Source organism: Paenibacillus sp. FSL H7-0918 (assembly GCF_038007025.1).
Classification (GTDB): domain Bacteria; phylum Bacillota; class Bacilli; order Paenibacillales; family Paenibacillaceae; genus Paenibacillus_AQ; species Paenibacillus_AQ odorifer.
Genome location: NZ_JBBOWJ010000002.1, coordinates 676,367 through 700,070 on the forward strand (window position 1 = coordinate 676,367; position 23,704 = coordinate 700,070).

Annotated in this window: 23 protein-coding genes; 4 read left to right on the top strand and 19 right to left on the bottom strand. The window is 45.9% G+C overall.

The features are described 5' to 3' along the window. Window positions 1-68: 68 nt before the first annotated feature. The 4 genes from MHI15_RS16965 to MHI15_RS16980 form a co-directional block, all read right to left on the bottom strand. A complete protein-coding gene (locus MHI15_RS16965) occupies window positions 69-794 on the bottom strand; it encodes a histidine phosphatase family protein (RefSeq protein ID WP_341164632.1) in 726 nt (241 codons plus the stop codon). Further along, window positions 758-1,717, bottom strand: a complete 960-nt coding sequence (gene cbiB, locus MHI15_RS16970; protein ID WP_076194752.1) for an adenosylcobinamide-phosphate synthase CbiB — start codon at window positions 1,715-1,717, stop codon at window positions 758-760. The genes MHI15_RS16965 and cbiB overlap by 37 nt, the downstream gene beginning before the upstream one ends. 49 nt (window positions 1,718-1,766) lie before the next feature. Further along, complete coding sequence (locus tag MHI15_RS16975) at window positions 1,767-2,504, bottom strand: adenosylcobinamide amidohydrolase (protein ID WP_076194750.1); 738 nt, start codon at window positions 2,502-2,504, stop codon at window positions 1,767-1,769. Between the two features lie 129 nt (window positions 2,505-2,633). Continuing rightward, window positions 2,634-3,722 carry a pyridoxal phosphate-dependent aminotransferase gene (locus MHI15_RS16980; protein ID WP_339247015.1) on the bottom strand — a complete coding sequence of 363 codons (1,089 nt, stop codon included), beginning with the start codon at window positions 3,720-3,722 and terminating at the stop codon, window positions 2,634-2,636. 227 nt (window positions 3,723-3,949) lie between these two features. Here MHI15_RS16980 and MHI15_RS16985 point away from each other — a divergent pair, with 227 nt between their 5' ends. After that, window positions 3,950-4,951, top strand: coding sequence for a lipoate--protein ligase (locus tag MHI15_RS16985; RefSeq protein WP_339247012.1), 1,002 nt, complete (start codon window positions 3,950-3,952; stop codon window positions 4,949-4,951). Window positions 4,952-5,041: 90 nt separating this feature from the next. Here MHI15_RS16985 and MHI15_RS16990 read toward each other — a convergent pair whose 3' ends face one another. From MHI15_RS16990 to MHI15_RS17015, 6 genes are all read right to left on the bottom strand, one after another. Next, window positions 5,042-5,869, bottom strand: a complete 828-nt coding sequence (locus MHI15_RS16990) for a carbohydrate ABC transporter permease (protein WP_036681776.1) — start codon at window positions 5,867-5,869, stop codon at window positions 5,042-5,044. 30 nt (window positions 5,870-5,899) lie between these two features. After that, on the bottom strand, window positions 5,900-6,775 hold the full coding sequence (locus MHI15_RS16995; protein WP_038569153.1) for a carbohydrate ABC transporter permease: 876 nt from the start codon (window positions 6,773-6,775) through the stop codon (window positions 5,900-5,902). A gap of 107 nt (window positions 6,776-6,882) precedes the next feature. Beyond that, the gene (locus tag MHI15_RS17000) at window positions 6,883-8,214 is read right to left on the bottom strand and encodes an ABC transporter substrate-binding protein (protein ID WP_076128153.1); all 1,332 of its coding nucleotides are present in this window, start codon (window positions 8,212-8,214) and stop codon (window positions 6,883-6,885) included. 189 nt (window positions 8,215-8,403) lie between these two features. Beyond that, on the bottom strand, window positions 8,404-9,603 hold the full coding sequence (locus tag MHI15_RS17005) for a response regulator transcription factor (RefSeq protein ID WP_076185759.1): 1,200 nt from the start codon (window positions 9,601-9,603) through the stop codon (window positions 8,404-8,406). Beyond that, on the bottom strand, window positions 9,596-11,407 hold the full coding sequence (locus MHI15_RS17010) for a cache domain-containing sensor histidine kinase (protein ID WP_076128157.1): 1,812 nt from the start codon (window positions 11,405-11,407) through the stop codon (window positions 9,596-9,598). Before MHI15_RS17010 ends, MHI15_RS17005 begins: the two co-directional genes overlap by 8 nt. A 59-nt stretch (window positions 11,408-11,466) precedes the next feature. Further along, window positions 11,467-12,180 (bottom strand): metal-dependent hydrolase, encoded by a 714-nt coding sequence (locus MHI15_RS17015; protein ID WP_076128159.1) that lies wholly within the window; start codon window positions 12,178-12,180, stop codon window positions 11,467-11,469. A gap of 228 nt (window positions 12,181-12,408) precedes the next feature. Between MHI15_RS17015 and MHI15_RS17020 the strand changes: the two genes are divergently transcribed. Beyond that, window positions 12,409-13,356, top strand: a complete 948-nt coding sequence (locus MHI15_RS17020) for a DMT family transporter (RefSeq protein WP_052096830.1) — start codon at window positions 12,409-12,411, stop codon at window positions 13,354-13,356. A 12-nt stretch (window positions 13,357-13,368) separates the two neighbouring features. Next, a complete protein-coding gene (locus MHI15_RS17025) occupies window positions 13,369-14,172 on the top strand; it encodes a Cof-type HAD-IIB family hydrolase (protein ID WP_036681768.1) in 804 nt (267 codons plus the stop codon). 73 nt (window positions 14,173-14,245) lie between these two features. Here MHI15_RS17025 and MHI15_RS17030 read toward each other — a convergent pair whose 3' ends face one another. The 7 genes from MHI15_RS17030 to cysT form a co-directional block, all read right to left on the bottom strand. After that, window positions 14,246-15,991, bottom strand: coding sequence for an ABC transporter transmembrane domain-containing protein (locus tag MHI15_RS17030; RefSeq protein WP_143761966.1), 1,746 nt, complete (start codon window positions 15,989-15,991; stop codon window positions 14,246-14,248). Between the two features lie 56 nt (window positions 15,992-16,047). Further along, on the bottom strand, window positions 16,048-16,428 hold the full coding sequence (locus MHI15_RS17035) for a GNAT family N-acetyltransferase (RefSeq protein WP_076304507.1): 381 nt from the start codon (window positions 16,426-16,428) through the stop codon (window positions 16,048-16,050). A gap of 313 nt (window positions 16,429-16,741) precedes the next feature. Next, on the bottom strand, window positions 16,742-17,527 hold the full coding sequence (locus MHI15_RS17040; protein WP_340034098.1) for an MBL fold metallo-hydrolase: 786 nt from the start codon (window positions 17,525-17,527) through the stop codon (window positions 16,742-16,744). 139 nt (window positions 17,528-17,666) lie between these two features. Further along, entirely contained in the window at window positions 17,667-18,734 is a 1,068-nt protein-coding gene (locus MHI15_RS17045) for a sulfate ABC transporter substrate-binding protein (protein WP_341164633.1), read from the bottom strand. Window positions 18,735-19,042: 308 nt separating this feature from the next. Further along, window positions 19,043-20,107 (bottom strand): sulfate/molybdate ABC transporter ATP-binding protein, encoded by a 1,065-nt coding sequence (locus MHI15_RS17050; protein WP_076104838.1) that lies wholly within the window; start codon window positions 20,105-20,107, stop codon window positions 19,043-19,045. A gap of 1 nt (window position 20,108) precedes the next feature. Then, window positions 20,109-20,906, bottom strand: coding sequence for a sulfate ABC transporter permease subunit (locus MHI15_RS17055; RefSeq protein ID WP_076104839.1), 798 nt, complete (start codon window positions 20,904-20,906; stop codon window positions 20,109-20,111). Beyond that, entirely contained in the window at window positions 20,903-21,718 is an 816-nt protein-coding gene (cysT, locus tag MHI15_RS17060) for a sulfate ABC transporter permease subunit CysT (protein ID WP_038569140.1), read from the bottom strand. The genes MHI15_RS17055 and cysT overlap by 4 nt, the downstream gene beginning before the upstream one ends. 208 nt (window positions 21,719-21,926) lie before the next feature. Here cysT and MHI15_RS17065 point away from each other — a divergent pair, with 208 nt between their 5' ends. Beyond that, window positions 21,927-22,328, top strand: a complete 402-nt coding sequence (locus tag MHI15_RS17065) for a secondary thiamine-phosphate synthase enzyme YjbQ (protein ID WP_076099035.1) — start codon at window positions 21,927-21,929, stop codon at window positions 22,326-22,328. 146 nt (window positions 22,329-22,474) lie between these two features. Here MHI15_RS17065 and MHI15_RS17070 read toward each other — a convergent pair whose 3' ends face one another. Further along, entirely contained in the window at window positions 22,475-23,056 is a 582-nt protein-coding gene (locus MHI15_RS17070; RefSeq protein WP_036681739.1) for a TetR/AcrR family transcriptional regulator, read from the bottom strand. Window positions 23,057-23,059: 3 nt separating this feature from the next. Then, entirely contained in the window at window positions 23,060-23,692 is a 633-nt protein-coding gene (locus tag MHI15_RS17075) for a YigZ family protein (RefSeq protein ID WP_076128170.1), read from the bottom strand. Between the last annotated feature and the right edge of the window lie 12 nt (window positions 23,693-23,704).

Here is a 23,704-nt window from a genome sequence, read left to right on the forward strand (position 1 = left end):
ATAGTTCAAACATAAAGGGTTCCACCTATTAGGTTTTCCTAATGACGTGGAAACCTTTTTTCATGTAATCATCCTTTTTCCAAAATATGAGCTTTATCAGCTGACCATTGTCCATGCTGCCAGAGTATTTTTAGTACCATTACATTCCCTGGAGAAGGAGCCACTGCACTGTAGAATGTGAGACCAGGAACTAACTGTGCAAGTAAATTCCTGATAACACCCCCATGCGTCACTACCAATACTCTATTCGATGTAACCTCACTTTTTTTCTCCTTGATAGCACAGCATCCAAATGCAGCCACAGCAGCTTGACCTAGGTCCAACAGGAAACTACGCAACCGAGCATCGAATGCTGTCCACGATTCTCCTTCTGGCGGTGTAACCTTTGAAGGATCATCAATCCAACGTCTATATAGAGAGTTATCTTTCAGTTGCTCATAAGTGCAGCCTTCCCAAGCTCCGAAGTTCATTTCACGAAGCCGCTGATCATAAACAGCGTCCTGCTCTAGTGAAGGTGCTACGAAAGCCAAGGTCTCCCGACACCTTAGCAAATCGGAACAGAACACACGCCAAAAACCACCTGATAACTCAGTCTGCATGCAGATCTGCTGCTGAGGTTGGGATAGCCGCTCACTTGCTTCAGGAAGCAATGGAAGATCCGTATGTCCCAGGTAACGATGCTCAACATTCCATTTCGTCTGCCCGTGTCGGATAAGCACTAGCTCAAGCTCTATAGAGGGAATTGCCATACCGACGCTCAGCCTCCAATCCATATCCATGCCACAACCGCGCATAGACCTACAAATATTGAAGAGCAGAGCATCATCATCCGCGAGGTCTGGATGATATCATCCGGTTCCATCGTACGTACCGGATCACCCATATAAGCCCGAAAAGAAGCGACGCCATGATACACATTTTCGCCTCCGAGTCGGATGCCGAGTGCGCCAGCCACAGCTGATTCTGGATAACCGCTGTTAGGGCTTGGATGTAGATGTGCATCCCGCTTCACCATTTGCAGGCATCTGCGCCAATCCAGACGAAGCATCCCTGCACATAGAGCCAAAAGCAATGCCGTAATCCGTGCCGGGATGAAGTTAGCCACATCATCGAGCCGGGCAGAGGCCCAGCCGAGATCACGGTATTTATCGTTCTTATAACCGACCATTGAATCGAGTGTATTGACCGCCCGATAAGCCATAGCAAGCGGTGCACCGCCAATCAGCGCGTAGAAAAGTGGAGAAATAATCGCATCGACGATGTTTTCTGCTACGGTCTCCACCGTTCCACGGACAATTTCCGGGGCGTCTAGCAAAGTCGTATCACGTCCCACGATCATCCCCAACGCCTTGCGGGCAGCAGGGATATCGCCCTTCTGCAATTCCACGTACACCGCCATTCCTGCATCCTTTAGTCCCTTGGAGGCAATCGTGGTTGAAATCAACCAAACCTCGGCTATCCAGACGAGCCACGGTGAGATAGATGACAGCAGCCATAGCAGGATGGCTGTCAGTGCCCAAGCACCGCCCGCCACACATAGCGGAAGTAACACCCCTGCTCTGCACAGGCTTTGCGGGCGGGACCATAAACGACGGATCGCCCGCTCCAGAGCCGTGATTGCTTTGCCCATACCAATTACGGGATGAGGCAGGTTACGCGGATCACCTACGATCCGGTCAATCACATAAGCTGCAAGCAACACCAAAGCGATTGTCACAAGCAATCACCTCTGAACAAGCTTCTACTTCTCCAGCTATCCATTCTCATTAGCCGTCCTTCCTTGCCTGCACCGACAGCAGGCTGCCCGTCACAGCGCTATATACAAGCCGGCCGATAGCGCCTCCAAGATCGGTTGCTGTGCCGGCATATACATGCTCGGCGCTGTATCGCCCGCTTTGGCTCACAGCGAGTACAATAGCATCCGTAGTCGTGCCGGTTGCGATCAGGCCATTCTCGGGATCGGTAATCCCGAGATCTGCCAGCGCAGCAGCTTTGGCTTCGACAGCTGTCTGCACAGCATTGACCATGGCCGCCGGTGTCAGGCGGCCATCAATGCAGAGCATGATGTTAATCGTACCCGGCCGATACACAGCCAGCACATTGCGTTCCACACCTGCGCGCGCAGCATTTCCTGCGGCGGCTGTAACGCAAACAAAAATCCCCGCTGAACCCGTGTCCTCTTCAGCTACCGCTGCATGCTCTAGCGGCACAGCCGTCATCAGACCAGCACAGCCGGATAAAGGATAACCCCAATCGTGCAGCTTATTCTCCATATCCTGGACAGGATCACTACATTCGTAATTGCGATCTACATATAAATTGACGGCTCGCTGCAGCCGGTTCATTCCTCCGCCGTAGAACGCGCTCGATAAACCATCGGCTTCTGCTGGCAGCTCCAGCAGAAGATGCTTATCCTTCCATTGCAGAGCAAGCCCTGGCCAGACGGCCGGACGATACTCCCTGATTCCCCCTGTAAGATTAAATGGAATCTTCACTTCCACCATAGCCGATCCCGCTCCTTTCACCGCTCATTTCTTTCATTAAATACTTACAACCATCCGCGAAAGGATGCCCCGCCAATCGCACTGTCAGCTCGCTCCGCACATAGAGTCATTAAAGACTACATCCACCTGTCACTTAGTCGCTAGAATCTCCGCCATCTGCAGCAAAAGGCGGGCATTATCCTCATGTCCCTTAACGGCAACTCGAATATGCTCAGCTCCTAACCCTGCATACATAGCGCAGCTGCGCACTAGTATACCTACGCGGCCAAGCCTAGTCTGAAACTCAGCCGCGCTCCACGGTGATGGCAAGCCACAGAGCAGAAAGTTGGCTTCTCCCGGTGGGACATCGCAGCCCAGCTGCATAAGACCCTGCCGCAGTTTTTCGCGTTCTGCTGCAATAAGCTCACGCGTGCGCTGTTCATAGTCACGTCCACTTGTAAGGCAGGCTTCCCCTGCCAGCAGCGCCAAGCCGTTCACACTCCAGGTGACCTGCTTTCCGCTCATCGCCTTCGCCAGCTTCGGATGTGAAATCGCAAACCCGAGACGCAAGCCGGGAATCGCATAAAACTTCGTCATCGACCGCACCAGAACCGTATGCGGAAACCGCTCCAGCTCCGGCAGGAGTGTATTTCGCTCTGACTCCGGGATAAAGTCAATAAAAGCTTCATCCACAGCCAAATAAGTCCCGCAGCATTCAGCCTTCTGCGCTAACAAGCGCAGTTCCTCCACAGCATACTGAACGCCATTGGGATTATTCGGCTGTCCGAGAAATAACAGTTCCACCTGTTCCAACAGCCCGGCAATCTCCTCCACTCCAGCGCGAAAATGCTGTTCCCTTGTCCCCTGAACCGATAATACTTCAGCGCCAAATTGTACGGAAAGCTGCCGATACTCAGAGAAACAAGGCTCCACGATGCCAACCTTTTGTGGAGCTATCGCCAGCAGCAGCAAAGCCATAGATTCCGCTGCTCCGTTGCCCACAGTTAACCAGCTATTATCTACGCCAAGATTTTCCGCCAGTAGGCGTTTAAAGCGTCGGTGTCCAGGGTCCGGATATGCCACCACCGTTGACAGTGCTGTTCTGAGCAGCTCCAAAACTTGCGGTGGAGGACCGAGTGGATTGATGTTGGCACTATAGTCGAGAAATGTGCCCCCAGCTTCTCCATAGAGCTCCGCTGCCGTCAACAAATCACCGCCATGCCCATATTTTTCAAGCATAATTACACTCCCTCTATCTACTTTCTCTAGCACGATATGTATGTCATTGCCACCATTATTGCCTCTTTGCCGGAAGAACGTCAATGCTTTCGCAGAAGGAATCAGCTAAATCCCCCGCTTCCCTCAAACCGACATGAATCTCAACAATGTGATCTCTTTTGTTAAAAAACCGCTTTTGGTTTAAAATGAAGGTTGTAATCAATTTTGCTGCGACGGAGGAATTCACTATGCTTTTTATTGATAACACAGGGATTACTGACGCATCCATCAATTTGGCGATTGAGGAATATGCGCTGAAGCACTTGCCGATGGACGAGAGTTACCTGCTTTTTTATATCAACAGCCCATCCATCATCATAGGGAAACATCAGAATACTATCGAAGAAATTAACCAAGAGTATGTAAAAGATAATAATATTCAGGTCGTACGTCGTCTATCCGGCGGTGGAGCTGTTTATCACGATCTTGGAAATTTGAACTTCAGCTTTATTACCAAGGATGACGGCCAATCCTTTCATAACTTTTTGAAATTCACCCAACCGGTCATCGATTACCTGCAAAGCATGGGTGTTAACGCCGAGCTAAGCGGACGGAATGACCTGCAAGTTGGTGAGCAAAAGATTTCCGGTAACGCTCAGTTCTCCACACGCGGACGTATGTTCAGCCATGGTACCTTGATGTTCAATCTTAATTTAGATGATGTACAAGCCTCTCTAAAAGTGAATCCAGAGAAGTTTAAATCAAAGAGCACCAAATCCGTACGCAGCCGTGTAGCGAATATCAAAGAGCTGCTGGGTACAGATATGACGATCGAGGAGTTCCGCGCCGGCCTGCTGCGTTCGATCTTTGGCATGGATTCTTCTGAGGTTCCTCAGTACAAGCTGCAACAAGCCGACTGGGACAAAATTAATGAGATCTCCCAGGAGCACTACCAGAACTGGGACTGGAACTACGGTCTGTCACCAAAAAGCAACGTTAAGCACACGCGCAAATTCCCTGCCGGAATTATTGATATTCGGATGGATATTGAAGATTCCCTCATTAAAGACATCAAAATCTATGGTGACTTCTTCGGAGTCGGTGACGTAGTAGATGTTGAAAATGCACTTCGTGGCAAACGTTATGACGAGGCTGAGGTTAGAGAAGCATTAGCTGATCTCGATTTGAAGCATTATTTCGGTCGTATTGAGCCGGAGGATTTTATCGGATTGGTCTTCCTAGAGGAATAGGATGAATTCACTGGTCATGATTTGAATCAAAAAGAAGACTCCTGCGCATTCGCCAGAAGTCCTCTTTTGCATGAATTATTACTCTTCGCTTTATCCTTTTACAGCAGATCCAACTGTCATTGCCCGTTCTACCTGCTCACTAAAGAACAAATAGACAATAACCATTGGCAGACTCGCCATCGTCATAACCGCCCCCATGCCACCCCAGTCTGTGCTGTATTGGCCTTGGAAGAACAATAGACCCAGCGGCAGTGTTTTCATCCCCTCATCAGAGATCAGAATATAAGCCAGCAAAAATTCATTCCAGTTGTTCAGAAATTGAAAAATGGCTACTGTTGCGACAGCTGGCGTTACAACCGGCACAATAATCTGCAGAAACATCCGGTATACATTCGCGCCGTCCATACAAGCGGATTCCTCCAGCTCCCCAGGAATACCCTTCATAAAGCCGTAGAATACCAGACAAGAGAACGGCAATCCAATGGCGACATAAGGAACAATCAGCCCACCGTAGGTATTAGTCAGATGTAAGTCCCGCACGAGTATAGCAAGTGGAATCATAATTACCTGCAGCGGCATGAACATTCCGATCGTCATATACAATCTGACCCCTTCACGGAATCTCCACCGCAGCCGGGAAATTGCGAATGAGAACATCAGCGATAATATGATAATAAGTAGCGTTGAAATCGTAGAGACTACCAAGCTATTCGTAAAATATCGCGGTATATTGAACTGTGACCAAGCGGCCACATAGTTTTCAATCCGGAAATTAGTCGGAAATCCGAAAGGGTTGGTGACAAAAATCTCATCGTTATTTTTCAGAGAATAAGAAATCATCCATAATAGCGGATAGATGGAAATGATAAAATAAATCCATAAGGGAAGCTGTATGAGCAATGCTCTCACTTTTTTCATAACGTTCCTTTTCCTTTCCGGCGTACTGCCTTATGCTTCATTTCGGTCAAATGTCTTGTTGATAATAATGGTGGCCAGAAGCGACAGAAGGACAAGCACAACCGATACCGCACAGGCATAGCCGTAGTTGCTTTCCAAGAAAGCATAACGATAAATCATAAAGGTAAGCGTATAATTGCTCGTTCCCGGTCCGCCGTTAGTCATAATCAACATTTGTACAAAAGCACCGATTCCTGAAGTAATGGCAATGATCAGACAGAATTTGAACGTCTCCTTCATCATTGGAATCGTCACCTTACGATGCGCCATCCATTTGGAGCAACCGTCAATCGTGGCAGCTTCCATGTACTGCTCAGGGACAGATTTAACCCCCGCATATAAAAGACTGAACTGGTAACCCATGAACTGCCAGGCATTAACAAAGGCAATCGCAATTATGGATGTGGTTGGAGAAGTGAGCCAGTTTTGTTGATAAGGAATATGCAAAATTTCAAAAAGCCTATTGATCAATCCGTTATTCGGATCGTAGATGGCAATCCATAGCTGACAAACAACCGTAACCGACAGAACTACGGGGATAAAATAAGCTGTTTTCAATAACTTACGCCCTTTGATTCGCGGATCGGCACAGGCAAGCGCAAGAATGGTTCCCAATCCGATCTGAAATACAGCGAGCACCAGTGCAAAAATAAGGCCGTTACGAAGGGATGTCAAAAGCAATGGATCATCAAACATCTCTACATAGTTGGACAATCCGTTAAAAGTAGCCGTACTGAGCCCGTCCCACTCGAAAAAGCTACGATAAAAGGATTGAAGCACCGGATAGATAATCACTACGCTATAAATCAACAGAGCGGGAAGCAGAAACAGCATTATGGCTTTCTTATTACCTAAGTATTTATGCATGCGGTAAGATTCCACTCCTTCCTTGCCAAGCTGCTCACCCGATATAAGGGCTCGATCCGGGTGAGCTGCAGGGCATGGACCAATTTTTATTTATTTTATTTCTCTAATTATTTATTTTCTTTGTTCAGCACTCGGTTCATGTTATCCGTGAACTGCTTAGCCGAGAATCCTTCGATCAACATATTTTGTGTATTGTCGTCCAGTGCATTTTTAATTTGAACACTGCTTACCGCATTGGCGTAACCCTTCACGTTTGGCAGCACTTCTTCAGCGATTCTTTTCATCATGGCAGGCACTTCACCGGTCATTTCTTTATCCACTTTAGTCGCTACGATCGGGCTACCCAGCTGTGTATATTTGTATTCGCTATATTTTTGTGCGATAAAACTAGCTACTTTCACTGCGGTCTCAACATTCTTGCTGCTAGGAGAAACGGCAAAGCCACCAGGACCTCCTGCACCGTTAATGTACATTTTGTTGTTCTCATAAGTCGCTTCGTCCTTAGCTGGCCAGTACATCCAATCCACTTTATCCCCAAGCTTCTCAGCACTGCTGTAGATTTCCCACTGACCGTTGACGAACATGCCAGCTTTTCCTTGGTAGAACAAAGATGAAGCTTGATCATAATTGGTATTCGTAGCATTGACGTCGAACAAGCCTGCTTCTTCCAGCTTCTTCATTTGTTCTGCTGCTGTTACATAAGGCGAAGGCAATGTTGTCGTTCCCTTCGTTTCGAGTGGGCCAAACCCTTTCGTCTCCTCACGAGTCACAAGTCCGCTATAAAAAGAAGTAGTGATCCATTTCTCCTTCGCGAAAATTGAGAGCGGTGTATACCCTGCTGTAGAAAGCTTCTTAGCCGCTTCAGCCAGCTGATCGATCGTCTTGATCGGCATCTCGATGCCTACCTCTTTAAAGATATCCTTGTTGTAAAACAACATTTGGAATTCGATTCCCGTATATGGGAATGCGTATACATGACCGTCTGGGGCAATCAGACGGGACTCATTCCCTGTGTTTAGATTCGCTTTGAAATCTTTGGTGGCTTGGTATTCATCAAGCAGCTCGACATTTTTAGATTTGGCGAAGGTTTGCAGTGTAGGCCAGTCTGTTTCATAAATATCCGGCATGTTCCCAGTCGCGGCATATGTTTTCAGCTTCTGGTAGCCATCTTGAACAGCCTCATCCAGTACAATCTCCACCTCCGGCATTTCCTTTTTCAATTCCTCTACGGCATAATCAAATGGCTTTGAAGTATCTTCGTCAAAATGCTGTGCATAAATTTTTATTTGAATTTTCTTATCGGTGTTCCCAGCGGTCGTATTGGAATCTTCAGAGGTTGAACCACCGTTTCCGGCATTGTTACCACCACAGGCTGTAAGTGAGAAAGCTAAGGATAAAACGGTTGCAACCCCCAGTGTTCTGAATAGCTTGTTGCTCATAATGAATCCCCTTTCTGATGCTCTATTTAGTGGAGCTAGTTGAATCCGCTATTTGTTAGCGTTTTCATCGTCCTGTTTCTATTATATTTGAGCCTTGAAGACCCAAAAAGAGCCATATCGGGCACAATCGGTAATAAACAGGACAAAATGAAAGCGGCCTCACCAGAGAGCCGCCACCAAATTTGTTTATTAAATTTCATTATTAACGCCAATATGGCGGGAACGGGCAGCCAGCTGCTCAAATTCAGACGGCGGCATGCCATAGTGTTTTTTAAAGCATTTACTGAAATAATTCGGATCATTATAGCCCACTTTACCGGCGATTTCAGACAGTCTCACATTTCCTCCAGCAAGCAGTTCCTTGGCCTGCTTCATACGAGTATAGGTAATGAAATCAAGTACAGAGATTCCACCTTCTTTTCGAAAAACCTTCCGTAAATAGCTGGTATCTACATACACGCCATTCGCCACCTGGTCAACTGTCAGCTCACAATCGGAATAATGCTCCCGGATGTACTCTTTGGCGGCAATGAATAAATTGTACGACTTAGAGGGGCGGTGCTCACGACCTTGATCAATGACTTTACTGTACAAGCCTTTTATCCAGCTTTCAGTCTCATCCCAGTTATCCATCTCCCGTAGCCGCTGCTCTGACGAACCTGCTGGTTTCCAGAAACTTTCCGGATTGATCCCTCTTTCTCCAGCATAGGCAAGGCAAAGGGATACTATACTCATTAAAAGAGTAAAGGAATAGCTGCCTCCCCCTCTCTGGCGTCGTAGAATCTCAATTAATTTGCTTATGTCCTTCGCCGCTGCATCGCCATCCCCCATCTTTAACGCCATCAGCATGGCATCCTGAATTCCAAGATGAGTGATTTCTTTGGATGGAAAGGAGAACTCCTCTATCCCTTCAGAGGAATTCTGCTCGTCCATTTGGAGTGGAAAGAGCTTACTAGAAGCCGTCCCTTCTGCAATTATTTCTGGCTTACCAGCTTTGCGTGCACCTATTTTATGTGACTGAAGGCGCTGCTTCACCTTGATCATCATCTCGTTAAACTCTTGCTGGTTAAACGGTTTCAATAAATAATCTTGTACACCTAAGCGAATCGCTTTTTGCGCATAATCAAATTCATTGTGCCCTGTTACAAAAACAATCAGCATATCAGGAGCATTGGCCTGTAACCGGGTAACCAGCTCCATACCGTCCATATAGGGCATGCTAATGTCCACTAAAGCCAAATCAGGTTTCGTCCGTTCCGCTTCTTCCAGCGCTTCTCTGCCATTTGACGCTTCACCACAGACACTGAAATCATATTTACTCCAATCCAGCTTGGTCCGCATATAATAACGAAACAGCGGCTCGTCATCTACAACCATCACTTTATACATCTATGCTGCCCCCCTGCGCTTCCGTTCCGGGAATCGTCATTTTCATAACAGTACCCTTTCCCAGTCTACTTTCCACCGATAGGCCATATGGTTCTCCAAAATACAGCTTAATCCGTTCATGAACGCTGTATATACCAATGGATGCCGGTTTTCCTTCTCGTGAGCGGTATTCTACAATCCGGGACACCTGTTCCTCGGACATGCCAACACCGTTATCCTCCACGGTAATGATAACTTCTCTTCCGTGTGTATAAGCCTCTATTGAGATAAGCCCCTGACTACCCTTTGTTTTTAATCCATGGTAGATTGCATTCTCTATGAGTGGCTGTAGGGACAATTTGGGTACCTTGACTCCTTCGAGAGATTTCGGGATATTAATCTCGTAACGTAATACGTCGGGGTTGCGAACCTGCATAATAGCCAAATAATCAGCTGCATTTGATACTTCCTCGGACAGTGGAATAACCTCGTTTCCTTTGCTAAGAACAACCCGATAGAAGTCTGCCAGTGCCTTGGTCGTATCCCGAGCCGCTTCATTAAGCTCCAAATCGTTGAGTACATAAATCGTATCCAGTGTGTTGTACAGAAAATGTGGTTTGATCTGGGCATGAATCAGAGCTAGTTCATATTCACGTTTCCGGACTTGTTCATTCGTAATCGTCCGCATCAGCTCCTGAATACGACCAACCATGGAATTGAATACGGTGGAGATCAGCCCCGTCTCATCCTCTGTAGTCACTGGTGAGGTGACATTCAGATCGCCTTCCCTTACTTTACGCATCGCCTTCGTCACCTGAAGAAGCGGATTTACGATAATCTGTGACAGCTTTCCTGCAAGCAGCAGAGACAGTAACAGGCATCCTATTCCCACGAATATAGTTAACGTTATATTGCGATGAATATCAGCGGTTAACTTTTGCAGCGAAATGGTATTCACAAGCTTCCAATTCAGCTTATCATAATACGTCACTGTGACCAGCTCTCGCCCGCTCCCCCTGCCGATAATTTCCGAGACAGAGCTTCCCGTCTTCCTAAGACTGCCGTTCAGTCTGTCCTCAGGCTTCAGTAGAAGCTTTGATTTATCAGGTGTAGACACGGTCCTTTGCGTTCCGTCTACTATAAAATATTTCTTGTCCGAAGAGGTTTCTCTAGCGGTTTCCAGAAAAGCAGAGAGAGCATCTTCTTTTACGTTCACAAATAATGTACCTATTAGGTTGCCCGTTTTAAGATTGTACACGACTTTACTTAGTGTGAGCACCGGAACTGCCGGATCACTAACCAGATAATCTCTCTGCTCCATGGGAAGCCAACGGTTAACTCCGTAGCTGCCTTTTTCTTTAGCCTTCTCCAGCATATCGCTGGTGAATACCTTCTGCTCGTTAGGATTACCGTAGGCGTAAGAGGAATAAATCTGGCCTTCCGTATCCACAAACACAGCAGAATCGACATCCGGAAAAATAATCAGATCGATAGAAAGCTGGCTCTGCATTAAATTGCGAAACCGCGTCTGCTCCACTGTCGAGGATAACAACGGACGTTCAGCATACATCCGATGGATGTCGGTAGTTATAATGTTAGCACTACTCTCCGTATTTTTTACAATCGTATCTATTTGCTGCATGATGAGCTTGGATTCATCTTTAAAATTGTACTTAGCCTTTTCGATCATCGAACGGCTGAACATCTGCCCTGAGAGCAAGCCTAAAGCAAGCAATGGAAAAATGATCAACGGTATAAAAATAAGGATAATTTTATTACGAATCTGCAATCTTCCAAACCACTTCACTAAGGAATCCCCCCGCATAACAGCCGCCTCCTGTGTGTTCTAGCGGTAATTCATTATGTGCTTCATATCCGTAAATCTCAAGGAGAAAGTATAAATACATATACAACTAGGGCTAGTGTCAGCAGGATAAAAACATTCTCTACAGCTCCACCTTTTTTCGTGCCTGTACTCATTAGCTTTAGACGCAGCTTAAATGGAATGGGCGGCAGGGGCGTAATTCCCCTTTGGGTGAGAGAGTCGGCTAATAGATGAAGCGCATAAGACATGCCACCTGCTATCCATAGACTGCCACCATCCTGTATACCCGATGAAGCAAAATACAATAAAGTGCTCCAGCCTGCAACAGCATATAAGGTATGAGTCAATCCACGATGCGGGACAAGTGATGTAACTACGAGTATACAAGCTACTATGTAGTTCCAAGGGTCATATGCCCCTCCGTATGCAAATACCGCAGTAGCGATTAGTACCATCACCAGATGCCGCAGCTTTCTTCCCGGCAGGAAAGTCACACTCCCCACAAGTAGGGCCAGTACAATATTCCAAGGGCTTTCAACGATTCCTGCAAAATAAAGATAAATCGCTGCTCCTATCAAAGCAACCTGTAGTACCCTGAGCAGAAAGTCAGGAATCGCCTTGCGTACCAGTAACGAATTCGGTTCATCAATGTCTGGCAGGAGCGAGCTTAATGCGGCGACAGCAATAACCGGGATTGTAATCTCATGGGCCATCAAACTCATAACAGATAGGGTAACCCCGGTGCTGATAATTAAATGGGATCTGCCCATCATAGTGAAACCGCTCCTTTCTAAGATGCAAAAACAAGAACAAATGTGCGGTTATCGAAGTATATCAAGACCCGGTTTTTTTGTCTACATAAAACGCTGAAATCGCTTAGTATATAAGCCTTTACGCGATTTCTATCTTGTCCTCCCCATGAATATACGATACAATTTGGACAACTTGACCTTGTCGTCTACATAGAGACGGCAGCTGCTGAAGAAAGGATGACCTAAGTAGTGAAGCGTTCCCGTATAGCCGATTTTAGCCTGCTATTGGTGGCGATGATGTGGGGATGTACCTTTCTGATTGTACAAAATGCTGTCAAGGTGTTGCCACCGCTCGCGTTTAATAGTATCCGCTTTATGGGCGCTGCCCTGTTGCTGGCTCTAATCACAGTTATTTTTTACCGCAAGGATTGGAAACAGCTTAGTTTCCGCATGGTACGCGATTCTCTGCTGCTTGGCCTTTTTTTGTTTATGGGCTATGGCTTTCAGACGATGGGACTTCTATATACAACAACCTCTAATACCGGCTTTATTACCGGGCTATCGGTTGTCCTAGTTCCCTTTCTGTCTCTTGCCCTATTGAAGCATGCGATTTCACGATACACTTGGTTCAGTGCGGCACTCGCCGCAATCGGGCTTTATCTGTTGACCTTCACGGGCTCTGCATTATCCTTGAATAAAGGCGATGCCTTGATTCTTCTGTGTGCCATAGCTTTTGCGTTACAGGTAGCCTATACTGGCGTTTATGCACCTCATTATCCGGCGTTGCCGCTAGCTACTCTGCAGCTTGCTTTCGTTGGGCTGTTCAGTATTGCTGCCTCGCTTATTTTTGAAGGGGCAACACCGCTCGCCCACAGCGGGGAGCTGATTAAGGACCCAGATGTGCTTTGGGCTCTGCTGATCTCCATCGGGCCAACCAGCGCTTTTGCCTTCTGGATTCAAACCGCCTGTCAGAAATATACTACCCCATCACGGGTAGCCATTATTTATGCCACAGAACCGGTATTTGCCGTTCTGACGGGTTTAGCCTTTGGCGGGGAAACACTCGGGTTGTCCGCTCTGCTCGGTTGTGGTTGTATTCTGGGGGCTATGCTTATGGCAGAGCTGAGCCCGGAACCGGGTCAGAATCAACATAAGAAGAGTTATTTTTCCAAATTACATCTATTTAGAAAGAGATAAGGAGAGAGACAAATGTACAAATTGATCGCGATTGATATTGATGACACTCTGATTAATGATGACAAGGAAGTAACACCTGCTACCCAAACTGCGCTTGAAGAGGCTGTTGCCGCAGGTGTTGTTGTAACCCTTGCTACAGGCCGTGCTTACGCTTCCGCTCAAGCCATTGCCCGTCAAACTGGACTAAACGTACCTATCATTACTTACCAGGGTGCACTCGTTAAGAACTTGCTCGATGAAAAAGTACTGTATGAGCGTTACGTCCCGCAAGATGCAGTCCGCAAGCTGTTCACTTACTGCGTGGAGCATAATCTGCATCTGCAAACTTACATTGACGACAAGCTATATGCCCGTGAAGACAACCAAAAGATCAAAGACTATACGGACTTGAATAAAACGCAATATTTTATTGAGCCTGACTGGGAAAAGCTTGTTCCGCAAAAAACACCAAAAATGCTAATTATCGATGATCCTGATTTCTTGGATGAACTGGCTCCAATCCTGCATGAATTGCTTGGCGATTCCGTGCATATTACCAAATCCAAACCACACTTCCTGGAAATCATGCATCATGAAGGAACCAAGGGCATTGCACTTGAATTCCTAGCCAAACATTACGGCTGTGATCTTTCCGAGACCATTGCTGTAGGTGATTCTTGGAACGACCATGAGATGCTGGAAGCTGCCGGACTTGGCGTCGCTATGGAGAATGCTATTCCTGCTCTGAAAGAAATTGCTGATTTCGTGACCTTAAGCAACAATGACGATGGCGTGAAATATGCGATTGATAAATTCATTCTTAATAAAGTGAACTAAACTTCCTTAAGTAAAAGGGTGCAGCAACGCCATATTTTATGACGTTGCTGCACCCTTTTTTATTTCCAAAAACTCAAACTCCTGTAGAAGCTAATTCCACTTTCTCGGGTCCCATTCCACTCTCTTCTTCCTGCTCTAGCTGAGAATAGTACAGATCATTATATCTTCCTTCAGCAGCAAGCAGTACATCATGCGTTCCGCTCTCCACAATTTCACCATTCTCCATCACGAGAATGATATCAGCGTTCTGAATCGTAGATAAACGGTGCGCGATAACAAGTGTAGTTTTGTCTCCCATTAGTTTACGAATGGCCTGCTGCACCAGTTTTTCTGATTCATTGTCAAGTGCAGCAGTAGCTTCATCCAACAGTAGAATAGGAGCGTTTCTCAGAATTGCTCTTGCAATGGAAAGCCGCTGACGTTGTCCCCCGGACAGTCGTGAGCCTTCCTCACCAATATCAGTATCCAGTCCCTCAGGCAATTCCATTACAAAATCATAGGCATTCGCTTTTCGCAAAGCTTCCAGAATTTCTTGCTCATCCGCCTCTGGATTTCCATTCCGGATATTATCACGAATGCTTCCTGTATAAAGACCTGCCTCTTGCGGCACATAGGAAAAATAACTTCTAAGCTTAGCCAGACTCATCTCGTTGATCCGCTGCCCATTGATTATTACTTCGCCTTCATCGGGTTCATACAATCCCAGCAATAGTTTAAAAAGCGTAGATTTACCTCCACCACTCGGTCCCACAACCGCCATCTGTGTTCCTTTTTGAAGCTCTAAGCTAATCTTGTTTATACTTTGTCTCTCTGCTCCCGGATACGAGAAAGAGATCGACGACATAACCATACTCTCAAATTCTGGTTGCTTAGTCTCCACTTCTGGAAGGGTCTCAACCTCCACCGGGCTATCCAACACCTCAAAGATCCGTCCCGCCGCCCCAAGTGATTGCTGCATCGAATTGATCAGTCCCGGCAATGACGAGAACGGCATCACTAAATAATTCATGAGCTGGATGAAAGCAATCATCGCACCGACCTCAAGTGATCCTTTTGCCACAAAATAACCAGCCACGACCAGCGCCAGAAGAAACGTAAAGTTTCCCAAAAAAGAGGAGAATGAGCCAGTAGCTCCCTCAATTCTTCCCCGCTTCAATTCTTCAGAAGTAATATTCTCACTATGCTCCTGATACTGCTTCATTAGTCTGCGTTCAATGCTAAAGGATTTAAACACCATACTACTGCCTAGAATGTCATGTAAAAAGGAAGTAATCTTGCTCATATTAGTCTGAATCTTCACACTGTTCTCACGCATCGCTGAACCGAAGATTTTTCCCGTAAGGAACATCAAAGGCCCCATTGCAAAACAGATCAATGCCAGTAGCCAGTTAATATAGAGCAAATAACCAAATGCCGCGAGGGCTAGTAAAGGGTTACGGATTAGATCAATCATTACCTCGCCTGTAGCATTACCAACAGATTGATTATCATTAGTAAAGCGGGACAATAAATCCCCGGAATGATTACGGTCAAAATAAGACTGAGGAAGAGCTAAGGCATGCCGCATCATATCCAACCGCAGCTCATTTCTGATCTTAGCTGCGATTTTATTTTTGAGATATCGATCGATGAAACCATTAATTGCACTCACTAATAAGTAGATTAATCCGAAAATAACCAGCCCTTTAAAAGCTTTCACATCGAGTCTAACCGCAGCATCCGTAATTACTGAGAGCAGCCAAGCAATCGTTAAATCCAGAACAATCCCAAATAAAGTCGTAAATAATAAAATCGTATATAAGAGCTTGTGCCTTAACATATATGTACTTAATCTTGAAAATACGCCTTTCTGCTTCAAAGAACCAGCCCTCTCACTTAAAATTCTATACCTCTAACCTTAGCGAACACCTTACTGTCATGCCGTTCCCCGTCATACCCAAGACTCGCACTGCGCAGGATCCCTTCCAGGGTAAAACCCGCACGTTCGGCTACCGCGGCACTTTTGGTATTTCGTGCACTACAAAAGATTTCGAGACGATTCGCCCCTAATTCCCGTATGGCAAAAACTTTCTCTGATTCTTCTAATGTGGGTATTACTTGAGCAAAAGCCATCCAAGGTCTCAATTCATCTATACTTTCACGGATAGCCTCATTCATGCTAACTCCATCTCCCCATAAAGGGGCACGAATGAGCAGCCTCTCTGTTTCAAAACTCTCGGGAAAATCAAGCAGGATTGGATCCTTGGAGTCAGCCACTTCGTACTCCTCCTTTGGAGATGATAATTATTCTAAATATGTAAAAATAATACGATATGCTTTTTGATTATATAGTATATATCGGGATCTGAATACTGAATGCAATAGAAATCACAAAAGGAACATCAACAGGCTGAAGTTGCCCGAATGATGTCCCTTTTTGATTTAGTGAATATCTCAACTAAAGCGGACCACTCCATTTATTGGCTTGAAGAGTTCATTAAACATATTCAACAAGGCGGAATATAACAGGTTTAAATAGGATCATGAAAACTTCCTTCCAGCAAAAGGGAGTTTTCTTTTTATCTAAATTTCAGCTGATCTCCAAAGATCCTAAGGGTATTCTCATCCCCGTCTCGGCCAGCGTAACATTTTCCGGTAAAATATATGATTTTCTCATATCCACATCATGCGACATATGGGTATAGATTGCCTTTTGAGGCTTCACAGTTTGCAGCAGCTCCGCTGCTTCCGTCATATCGTATACAGAACGAGTCGATAACTCCGCTGCTTCGTAATAGAAGCTTGTACCTAATACCAGCAAGTCAGCTCCATGCATCAGGCGTGTCTCTTCAGCTCCAAGAGAAATGGAATCTGGACAATACACCCATACATAGCCCTCCTTCTCCAGACGAAAAGCATACGAGTATCCATTCTTGCCATGGTTCACTTTCCAGGTATCAATTGTCCAGCCGTCTAGCTCTATGCCTTCATCACAAGGAATCATCTCGATCTGATTGCGCAGCCATGGATATTGCCGCTCTATTATCGGGATCACTTCTGCTGGGGCATAGAGCTGGCCCTTATATCCCATCCAGCGGCAAGAATCCGCCCATTCCGGCAGCCCACCAATATGATCAAAATGAGCGTGTGTCACCAGCAGTCTGCGCATATTCCGTACTCCCTGCGCCTCCATCTGACGCCGCCAGTCAGGCCCACAATCGATCACTAAAAAGTCACTGCCATTATCTATAAGTACAGAAGAGCGCAGGCGAATATTTTTACCCTGTTCCCTTGCCTCTGTACAGGTCTCACAACTGCAATATACCCGAGGAACCCCCATGGCATCCCCTGTACCCAAAAACACCAACGTATCCATCTGCTATCTCTCCTTCAGGTTCTCTTCAACGAAGTAATAAATCTAAATTACCCTCTCTCTATCTTAAAGAGACCCAGCAAAAAAAGCCATCCCCACCACAGATGAACTGCTGGGATGACTCTTTTGTTATACCTCTACCTTATATTCCGGCAAGTACCTGATACCAAATTCCACGCTTGGAATAAAGTGAGCTTCGCACCTCATCCCAGCCTCCTAAATAGTTAATATCAAAGAGGCCCGCCGGATCAGGGTAATCGCTTTTGTGCTCAGCATAGACTTGTTTATCCACGGGACGAAAGCCATATTTTGCAAAGATCTCTTGTGCCTGTGGAGTTATCAAAAAATCAACCAGTGCTTCTGATGCTATGCGTGTCCCATGCTCATCCGCATATTTCTCTACAACAGCCGCCGGATTCTCAATCAGAATTGTATTTTTAGGAATAATGACTTCGTATTTGACTCCCTGAGCAATCCGGGCCAGCAGTTCATTCTCATAGGTGACAATTACATCCCCCACTCCATACTCGAAGGCTGCCATAGAAGCGCGGCCACTCTTATCCAGAGACTCTACATTGGCATGGATGCTTTCCAAAAAAGCTTTGGCTGCTGCTGGATCCTTTGCCCCCTCCTGCTCCTCTGACAGCTTCAGACCAGCCCCATAGATCGCGTTGATATCCCATTGCGCACCACCAGAGGTCTTCGGGTTTGGATATAACACTTTAATCCCTGGCTTGGCTAAGTCCGCAAAATCGCGAATGCCTTTGGGATTTCCTTCGCGGGTACCAAGAGCTACTACTGAACGTGTTACCATGCCTTGTTCACCCTGCTCTTTCCATGTTGGCGCTACGAGTCCAGCCTTAACTAGCTTCTCGACATCACCTTCCATGGCTAGCAGCGTCACATCCGCTTCAAATCCACCTACAATCGCTCTCGCCTGTGTCCCTGAAGCCTCATAAGACTCCTGAAAATTAATATCCTGACCCGTATCTGCCTTCCACTTGGCAGCAAATAACGGCAAAATATCCTGCATCGCATCCTTAGCCACACTGTATGCGCCAATTACCAGCGTAACATCCCCTTGCTTCGAAGGCTCTGCCATCGTCGTAGCTGCCTTCTCATTCCCGCAACCGAATACTGTCAGCGTGAGTATGGCCAGCATTAGGGCAGCAAAACATCCGTGCAGTTGTCTGCTCCTTTTGATATTCATTGCGGCCCACATCCTTCGAGGTAATGATTTTTAATATTTCCTTGAAAGTAGCTCTATGGCTGAAACTTAAAATTCAAGTATCCAACGTTCGGTATTTGCCGTAATTACGCGGAATGTCGGCCGCTGTTGTTCCCAGATTTATTAATTTTATATCCTCAGCGGATTAAATCCGGAAACAAAGGCGGTCGCTCCGCTCCTACAGTTCCAAACTTCCACTTCATTACTTCTGGCCTTCACATCAGTTCCTCTAATCCTAGCGAATCACATTCGCTACTATCAAAAGAAATTGAAAATAATTTTATTTATTTTTAAATAAAAATCGGCATTGGATCTTCTTTCAGGTTGTTCTCCTGGATCCAGCTGCGCTCATCATTAAACAGATAAGCCCGATGTACCAGTACTGAGATTTCCTGACCCGGCTGCAAGGTTTCTTTCTCCAACGAACGGTAGGTGACCAGCTTGTGGCCATTTACTTCAACCTCAACGAGCCATTCGCTGCCGCGGAAATGCAGATGTTTCACAACACCTTTTTCCGTGGCAGAAGCCATCTTGAACTCATGCAGGTTACCCACTTCAATATATTCAGGACGAATCAGCGCTTTGGTAGGCTTGCCGTCCCCCGCACCTGTAAAGCCCTTAACCTCAGAAGCGTTCTCAATCAGCGTAGATTCGCCGATAAATGTTGCCACGAACGGTGTTTTGGGTTCCTTGTAAATATCCCACGGGGTACCCTTTTGTTCCAAACGTCCTTGATTAATGATCATAATTTCATCCGCTACTTCAATCGCTTCATCTTGATCATGGGTTACGAAAATAGAGGTGATACCTACACGCTCAATCAGTTCACGCAGCCAAGCGCGCAGCTCCTGGCGGATCTTCGCATCAATAGCGGCAAAAGGTTCATCTAAAAGCAGCAGCTGTGGTTCAGGCGCAAGCGCACGTGCAAAAGCCACACGCTGACGTTGTCCCCCTGATAGCTGATGCGGATAACGTTTCTCGAACCCTTTTAACCCTGTAAGCTCTACAAGTTCCATAACACGATCGCGGATAGCTGTTTTGTTAGCCTTTTTAACCTTTAAGCCAAAAGCGATATTATCAAATACAGTCATATGTTTGAAGAGTGCATAGTTCTGGAAAACGAAGCCGATCCCACGTTCTTGAGGAGGAAGATTGTTCACCGTCTGACCATGAAAAATAATCTCTCCGGTATCCGGTGACTCCAGTCCCGCCAGCATACGTAGAATTGAGGTTTTCCCGCCTCCACTTGGGCCGAGCAATCCAATCAGGTGACCTTTTGTAATGGTGAAATTGACGTCCTTGACCGCATGAAAATCTCCAAAATGCTTGTTTAACCCCCGCACTTCTACATGCATATTACTGCACTTCCTTTCTTCTCTTGGTCCATTCCATCAACAGCAGCAGACCTGCGGAAAATGCAGCCAGAACTAGCGCTATTCCTCCAGCAGCCGTCACATTAAAATTCTCAACATCCTGATAGACTAAAGTTGTCGCCGTCTGGGTTTTGTTCATAATATTCCCCGAAACCACGAGCACCGCGCCGAACTCTCCAAGTGAACGTGCCACCGTAAGAATGACACCATACACAACCGCCCAACGAATCGAAGGCCAGGTTACCTTCCAAAAAATAGTCCAGCTACGAGCGCCCAATGTCGAAGCCGCTTCCTCCTGCTGTGAACCAATCTCCTGAAGCACCGGCATCACCTCACGCACCATTAAAGGAAAGGTAACAAATAAAGTGGCAATGATCATCCCGGGAATCGCATAAACGATCTTTAGTCCAATCCCCTCAAAAATCGCTCCCAAGGTACTATCGGGACCCAGCAACAGGACAATCATCAATCCTCCGATTACAGGGGATACCGCGTAAGGCAAATCCACAATACTGTTCAATAATCCTTTTAGACGCTTGCCGATCCAGTTCGCCCGAACAAGATACAGAGCCATCATAATACCGAACAATGTATTTAATAACGTAACTACTATCACAACAAGCCCAGTCATCATGAGCGCATGCAGCGCTTCAGGCCTAGTCAGAGCATTCCAGAAACCACCAAATCCTTCACTAAAAGCACCGATAGCCATTTTTCCTAATGGAGCAGCAATGAGCAGAAAAAACACTAAATAAGTAAGAGCAATCCATAATTTCCTCATGAGCGTCTCCCCCGCATCTGCAGCATATTAATCAGCCAAAGAATGAGAAAGGATAAGGTCAAGAGAATAACAGAAACCGCAGCGGCGGAGACCGGATTATCACTTTCAACTTCACCAAAAATAAAAACAGAAGATACAAGCGTACGCCCCGGAATATTACCTGCGACGAGTACCACTGCACCAAATTCCGCAAGTGCTCTTGAAAATGCGAGCATCCCACCACTGATCATCCCAGGCGCCATTGATGGAAGAATAACTTGCCAGAATACCCTTGCCCCCTTGGCACCCATTGTATATGCTGCTTCCTCTTCGGATGGATCCAACTCCTCCAGCAAGGGCTGAACCGCTCGAATCACGAATGGAAACGTCACGAACACCATAGCAATTACGATAGCCGGTTGATGAAAAACAATTTCAAATCCAAGTGCCTCAGCTGCTTTGCCGATAAGGCTCCCTGGTCCAAGCAGCAGTAGAATCATCAAACCTCCGACAGCTGTTGGCAGTGCAAAAGGTAAATCGACCAGACTGTTTAGCAGCGCTTTACCAGCAAATTGATAACGAATAAGGACCCAAGCAATCATAGTTCCTAACAAGACATTAATTAAAGTAGCGATAATCGCCAGCTTTAAGGTTAACAGCACCGACTTCCAAGCAATTGGATCGCTGACGCTTTCCACAAAATTGCCAAAACCAAGAGAAAAAGAGTTGTAATAGACCCCGAGTATGGGCAACACGATCAATACTACAAAATAGAGCAAAATTGTAGTTCGGAAACCCCAAGTCCAGCCTTTGTGTCTAAGCAGCGAATTCAATGATTTTTGCCCTCCCACCTCCGGATAACCGGTCGGTATACTAACCAAAATCTTCATTAATTATTCCTATTTATATACTTGGTTTTATATTATTACTACTTTACCAAATCCTTCTCACCGCCGTCAATTACTTTCAAGTGAATTTGGGTTAAAATATATGTATCAAAGGTACACTAAAAAATGGCACCTCACAGGAAGGGGATTGATTATGTTGCATACTCTGGAGATCACTACTACAAAGCGGGATGAATTACGTGATATTACTCGGGAAGTCATTTCTTATGTGAAAAAAAGTGGAGTTCAAGACGGATTGATTGTAGTTTATTGTCCTCATACCACTGCTGGTATTGCTATTAATGAAAATGCGGATCCTGATGTGAAGCATGATGTTCTGATGCGTTTGGATGAGGTCTACCCTTGGGAGCATCCGAAGTATCGGCATGCGGAAGGCAATACTGCCTCTCATCTTAAATCTATTACTACCGGGCCTTCCCAGACCCTGATCATCCACGAAGGTGAATTAATTCTCGGTCGTTGGCAAGGTATTTATTTCTGTGAGTTCGATGGACCTAGACGCCGGCAATGTTTCTTAAAAATAGTAGAGGGATAATAAACATACAAATGACCGCTTCCGTTATCGCTGCGGAGCGGCCATTTAGACTATAACTAGAGTCTAGTAATACTTTCATCAAGCAGAGAAGCAGTGTTATACCAATGCACAGCTTTAAAGTGAAGATCTATAAAAAAAACAGCATTTTAAAGGCTGCGACATAAAACCTTTATATGAGCTAACGCTGCCTCTTTCACATCGTCAAATGATACTTTATCCTGGATATAATAAGAAATAAATCCGTGTGCAGACAAGAACATTGTTAACGGCACATTCTGCCAGTCCTCAGACACATATCCCTCTTCCTTCATATGACGGCGCACAATACTTGAGAATAAATCAAAACATCGTCCCTGTTCTGCTCTACAATAAGCTAGCAATTCCTCATCGCGAATCATGAACATAATTTCATATTGATAGGGATGATCTATTCCAAATCTAATAAATTCCATAATCAGCTGTTCTACCCTTGTCATTCCTTCTTCAGGCGGTTTATTCATCACTTGACTGAGTAAAGCAGCCACATGATTAAAATCCTCTACAACAATAGCGTAGAACAACTCCGCCTTTTCCTTGAAATGATAATAGAGAGAGCCGTGGCTATATCCCAAATGCTGACCAATACTTCGCATTGAAATTGCCCGATACCCTTTGGTTATAAACAGATGCCTAGCGGCCTCTAGAATCCTTTCCCTCGACAACTCCTGCTCCACTGCTCTCCTTGCCATATACTAATCCCCTTCGCTGTAGTAAATCCGCCGCCCTTCTGTTATCAGGGCTTGCCCTTGGGTTAGATCTGTTATCCATGCCATAAAAGTCTCACCCTCATCATTTCGCGGCAAACATAACAACGTTACTTTGTCGGTGAACAAAGTCTCGCCAGTCTGAATCCCTCTTCCTCGAAGTTCGTTCTCAACCTTGCCCAGCCAAGTGTACTCGATCTCTACGAATACCTCTCGTCTCAGTACACGGGTGATTACTTCTCCTGCTTCAAGCGCAAGCACTGCTCCATCCGTATAAGCTCTAATCAGCCCACCGGCACCCAGCATAATGCCTCCGAAATAACGGGTAACTACGATTGCGACATTTTTAACTCCCTGATTGCGGATTACTTCCAAAATCGGTTTGCCGGCTGTCCCACTCGGCTCCCCGTCGTCCGATTGCCTCTGGATTTCGTCTCTCTCCCCAATCACATAAGCAGAACAGTTATGCGTTGCGTTCCAATGTTTCTTCTTGATGTCCTCGATAAACAACAAAGCTTCTTCTTCATTCTCCACTGGCATAACATGACCAATGAAACGGGATTTACGGATCACAACTTCCTTTGAGCCGGAAGAGCGGACCGTTTGATATTGTTCTAACATAATTATTCCAGT

What these genes read in the sequence shown, in the direction of transcription:
- MHI15_RS16985 (WP_339247012.1), top strand. Translation starts at nt 3,950, where the DNA reads ATGCTTTTTATTGATAACACAGGGATTACTGACGCATCCATCAATTTG.
- MHI15_RS17000 (WP_076128153.1), bottom strand. Translation starts at nt 8,214, where the DNA reads ATGAGCAACAAGCTATTCAGAACACTGGGGGTTGCAACCGTTTTATCC.
- MHI15_RS17010 (WP_076128157.1), bottom strand. Translation starts at nt 11,407, where the DNA reads ATGCGGGGGGATTCCTTAGTGAAGTGGTTTGGAAGATTGCAGATTCGT.
- MHI15_RS17005 (WP_076185759.1), bottom strand. Translation starts at nt 9,603, where the DNA reads ATGTATAAAGTGATGGTTGTAGATGACGAGCCGCTGTTTCGTTATTAT.
- MHI15_RS17045 (WP_341164633.1), bottom strand. Translation starts at nt 18,734, where the DNA reads ATGAATATCAAAAGGAGCAGACAACTGCACGGATGTTTTGCTGCCCTA.
- MHI15_RS17040 (WP_340034098.1), bottom strand. Translation starts at nt 17,527, where the DNA reads ATGGATACGTTGGTGTTTTTGGGTACAGGGGATGCCATGGGGGTTCCT.
- MHI15_RS16990 (WP_036681776.1), bottom strand. Translation starts at nt 5,869, where the DNA reads ATGAAAAAAGTGAGAGCATTGCTCATACAGCTTCCCTTATGGATTTAT.
- MHI15_RS16965 (WP_341164632.1), bottom strand. Translation starts at nt 794, where the DNA reads ATGCGCGGTTGTGGCATGGATATGGATTGGAGGCTGAGCGTCGGTATG.
- MHI15_RS17070 (WP_036681739.1), bottom strand. Translation starts at nt 23,056, where the DNA reads ATGGCAAGGAGAGCAGTGGAGCAGGAGTTGTCGAGGGAAAGGATTCTA.
- MHI15_RS17075 (WP_076128170.1), bottom strand. Translation starts at nt 23,692, where the DNA reads ATGTTAGAACAATATCAAACGGTCCGCTCTTCCGGCTCAAAGGAAGTT.
- MHI15_RS16980 (WP_339247015.1), bottom strand. Translation starts at nt 3,722, where the DNA reads ATGCTTGAAAAATATGGGCATGGCGGTGATTTGTTGACGGCAGCGGAG.
- MHI15_RS17030 (WP_143761966.1), bottom strand. Translation starts at nt 15,991, where the DNA reads ATGTTAAGGCACAAGCTCTTATATACGATTTTATTATTTACGACTTTA.
- MHI15_RS17025 (WP_036681768.1), top strand. Translation starts at nt 13,369, where the DNA reads ATGTACAAATTGATCGCGATTGATATTGATGACACTCTGATTAATGAT.
- MHI15_RS16975 (WP_076194750.1), bottom strand. Translation starts at nt 2,504, where the DNA reads ATGGTGGAAGTGAAGATTCCATTTAATCTTACAGGGGGAATCAGGGAG.
- MHI15_RS17015 (WP_076128159.1), bottom strand. Translation starts at nt 12,180, where the DNA reads ATGATGGGCAGATCCCATTTAATTATCAGCACCGGGGTTACCCTATCT.
- MHI15_RS16995 (WP_038569153.1), bottom strand. Translation starts at nt 6,775, where the DNA reads ATGCATAAATACTTAGGTAATAAGAAAGCCATAATGCTGTTTCTGCTT.
- MHI15_RS17055 (WP_076104839.1), bottom strand. Translation starts at nt 20,906, where the DNA reads ATGAGGAAATTATGGATTGCTCTTACTTATTTAGTGTTTTTTCTGCTC.
- MHI15_RS17050 (WP_076104838.1), bottom strand. Translation starts at nt 20,107, where the DNA reads ATGCATGTAGAAGTGCGGGGGTTAAACAAGCATTTTGGAGATTTTCAT.
- MHI15_RS17065 (WP_076099035.1), top strand. Translation starts at nt 21,927, where the DNA reads ATGTTGCATACTCTGGAGATCACTACTACAAAGCGGGATGAATTACGT.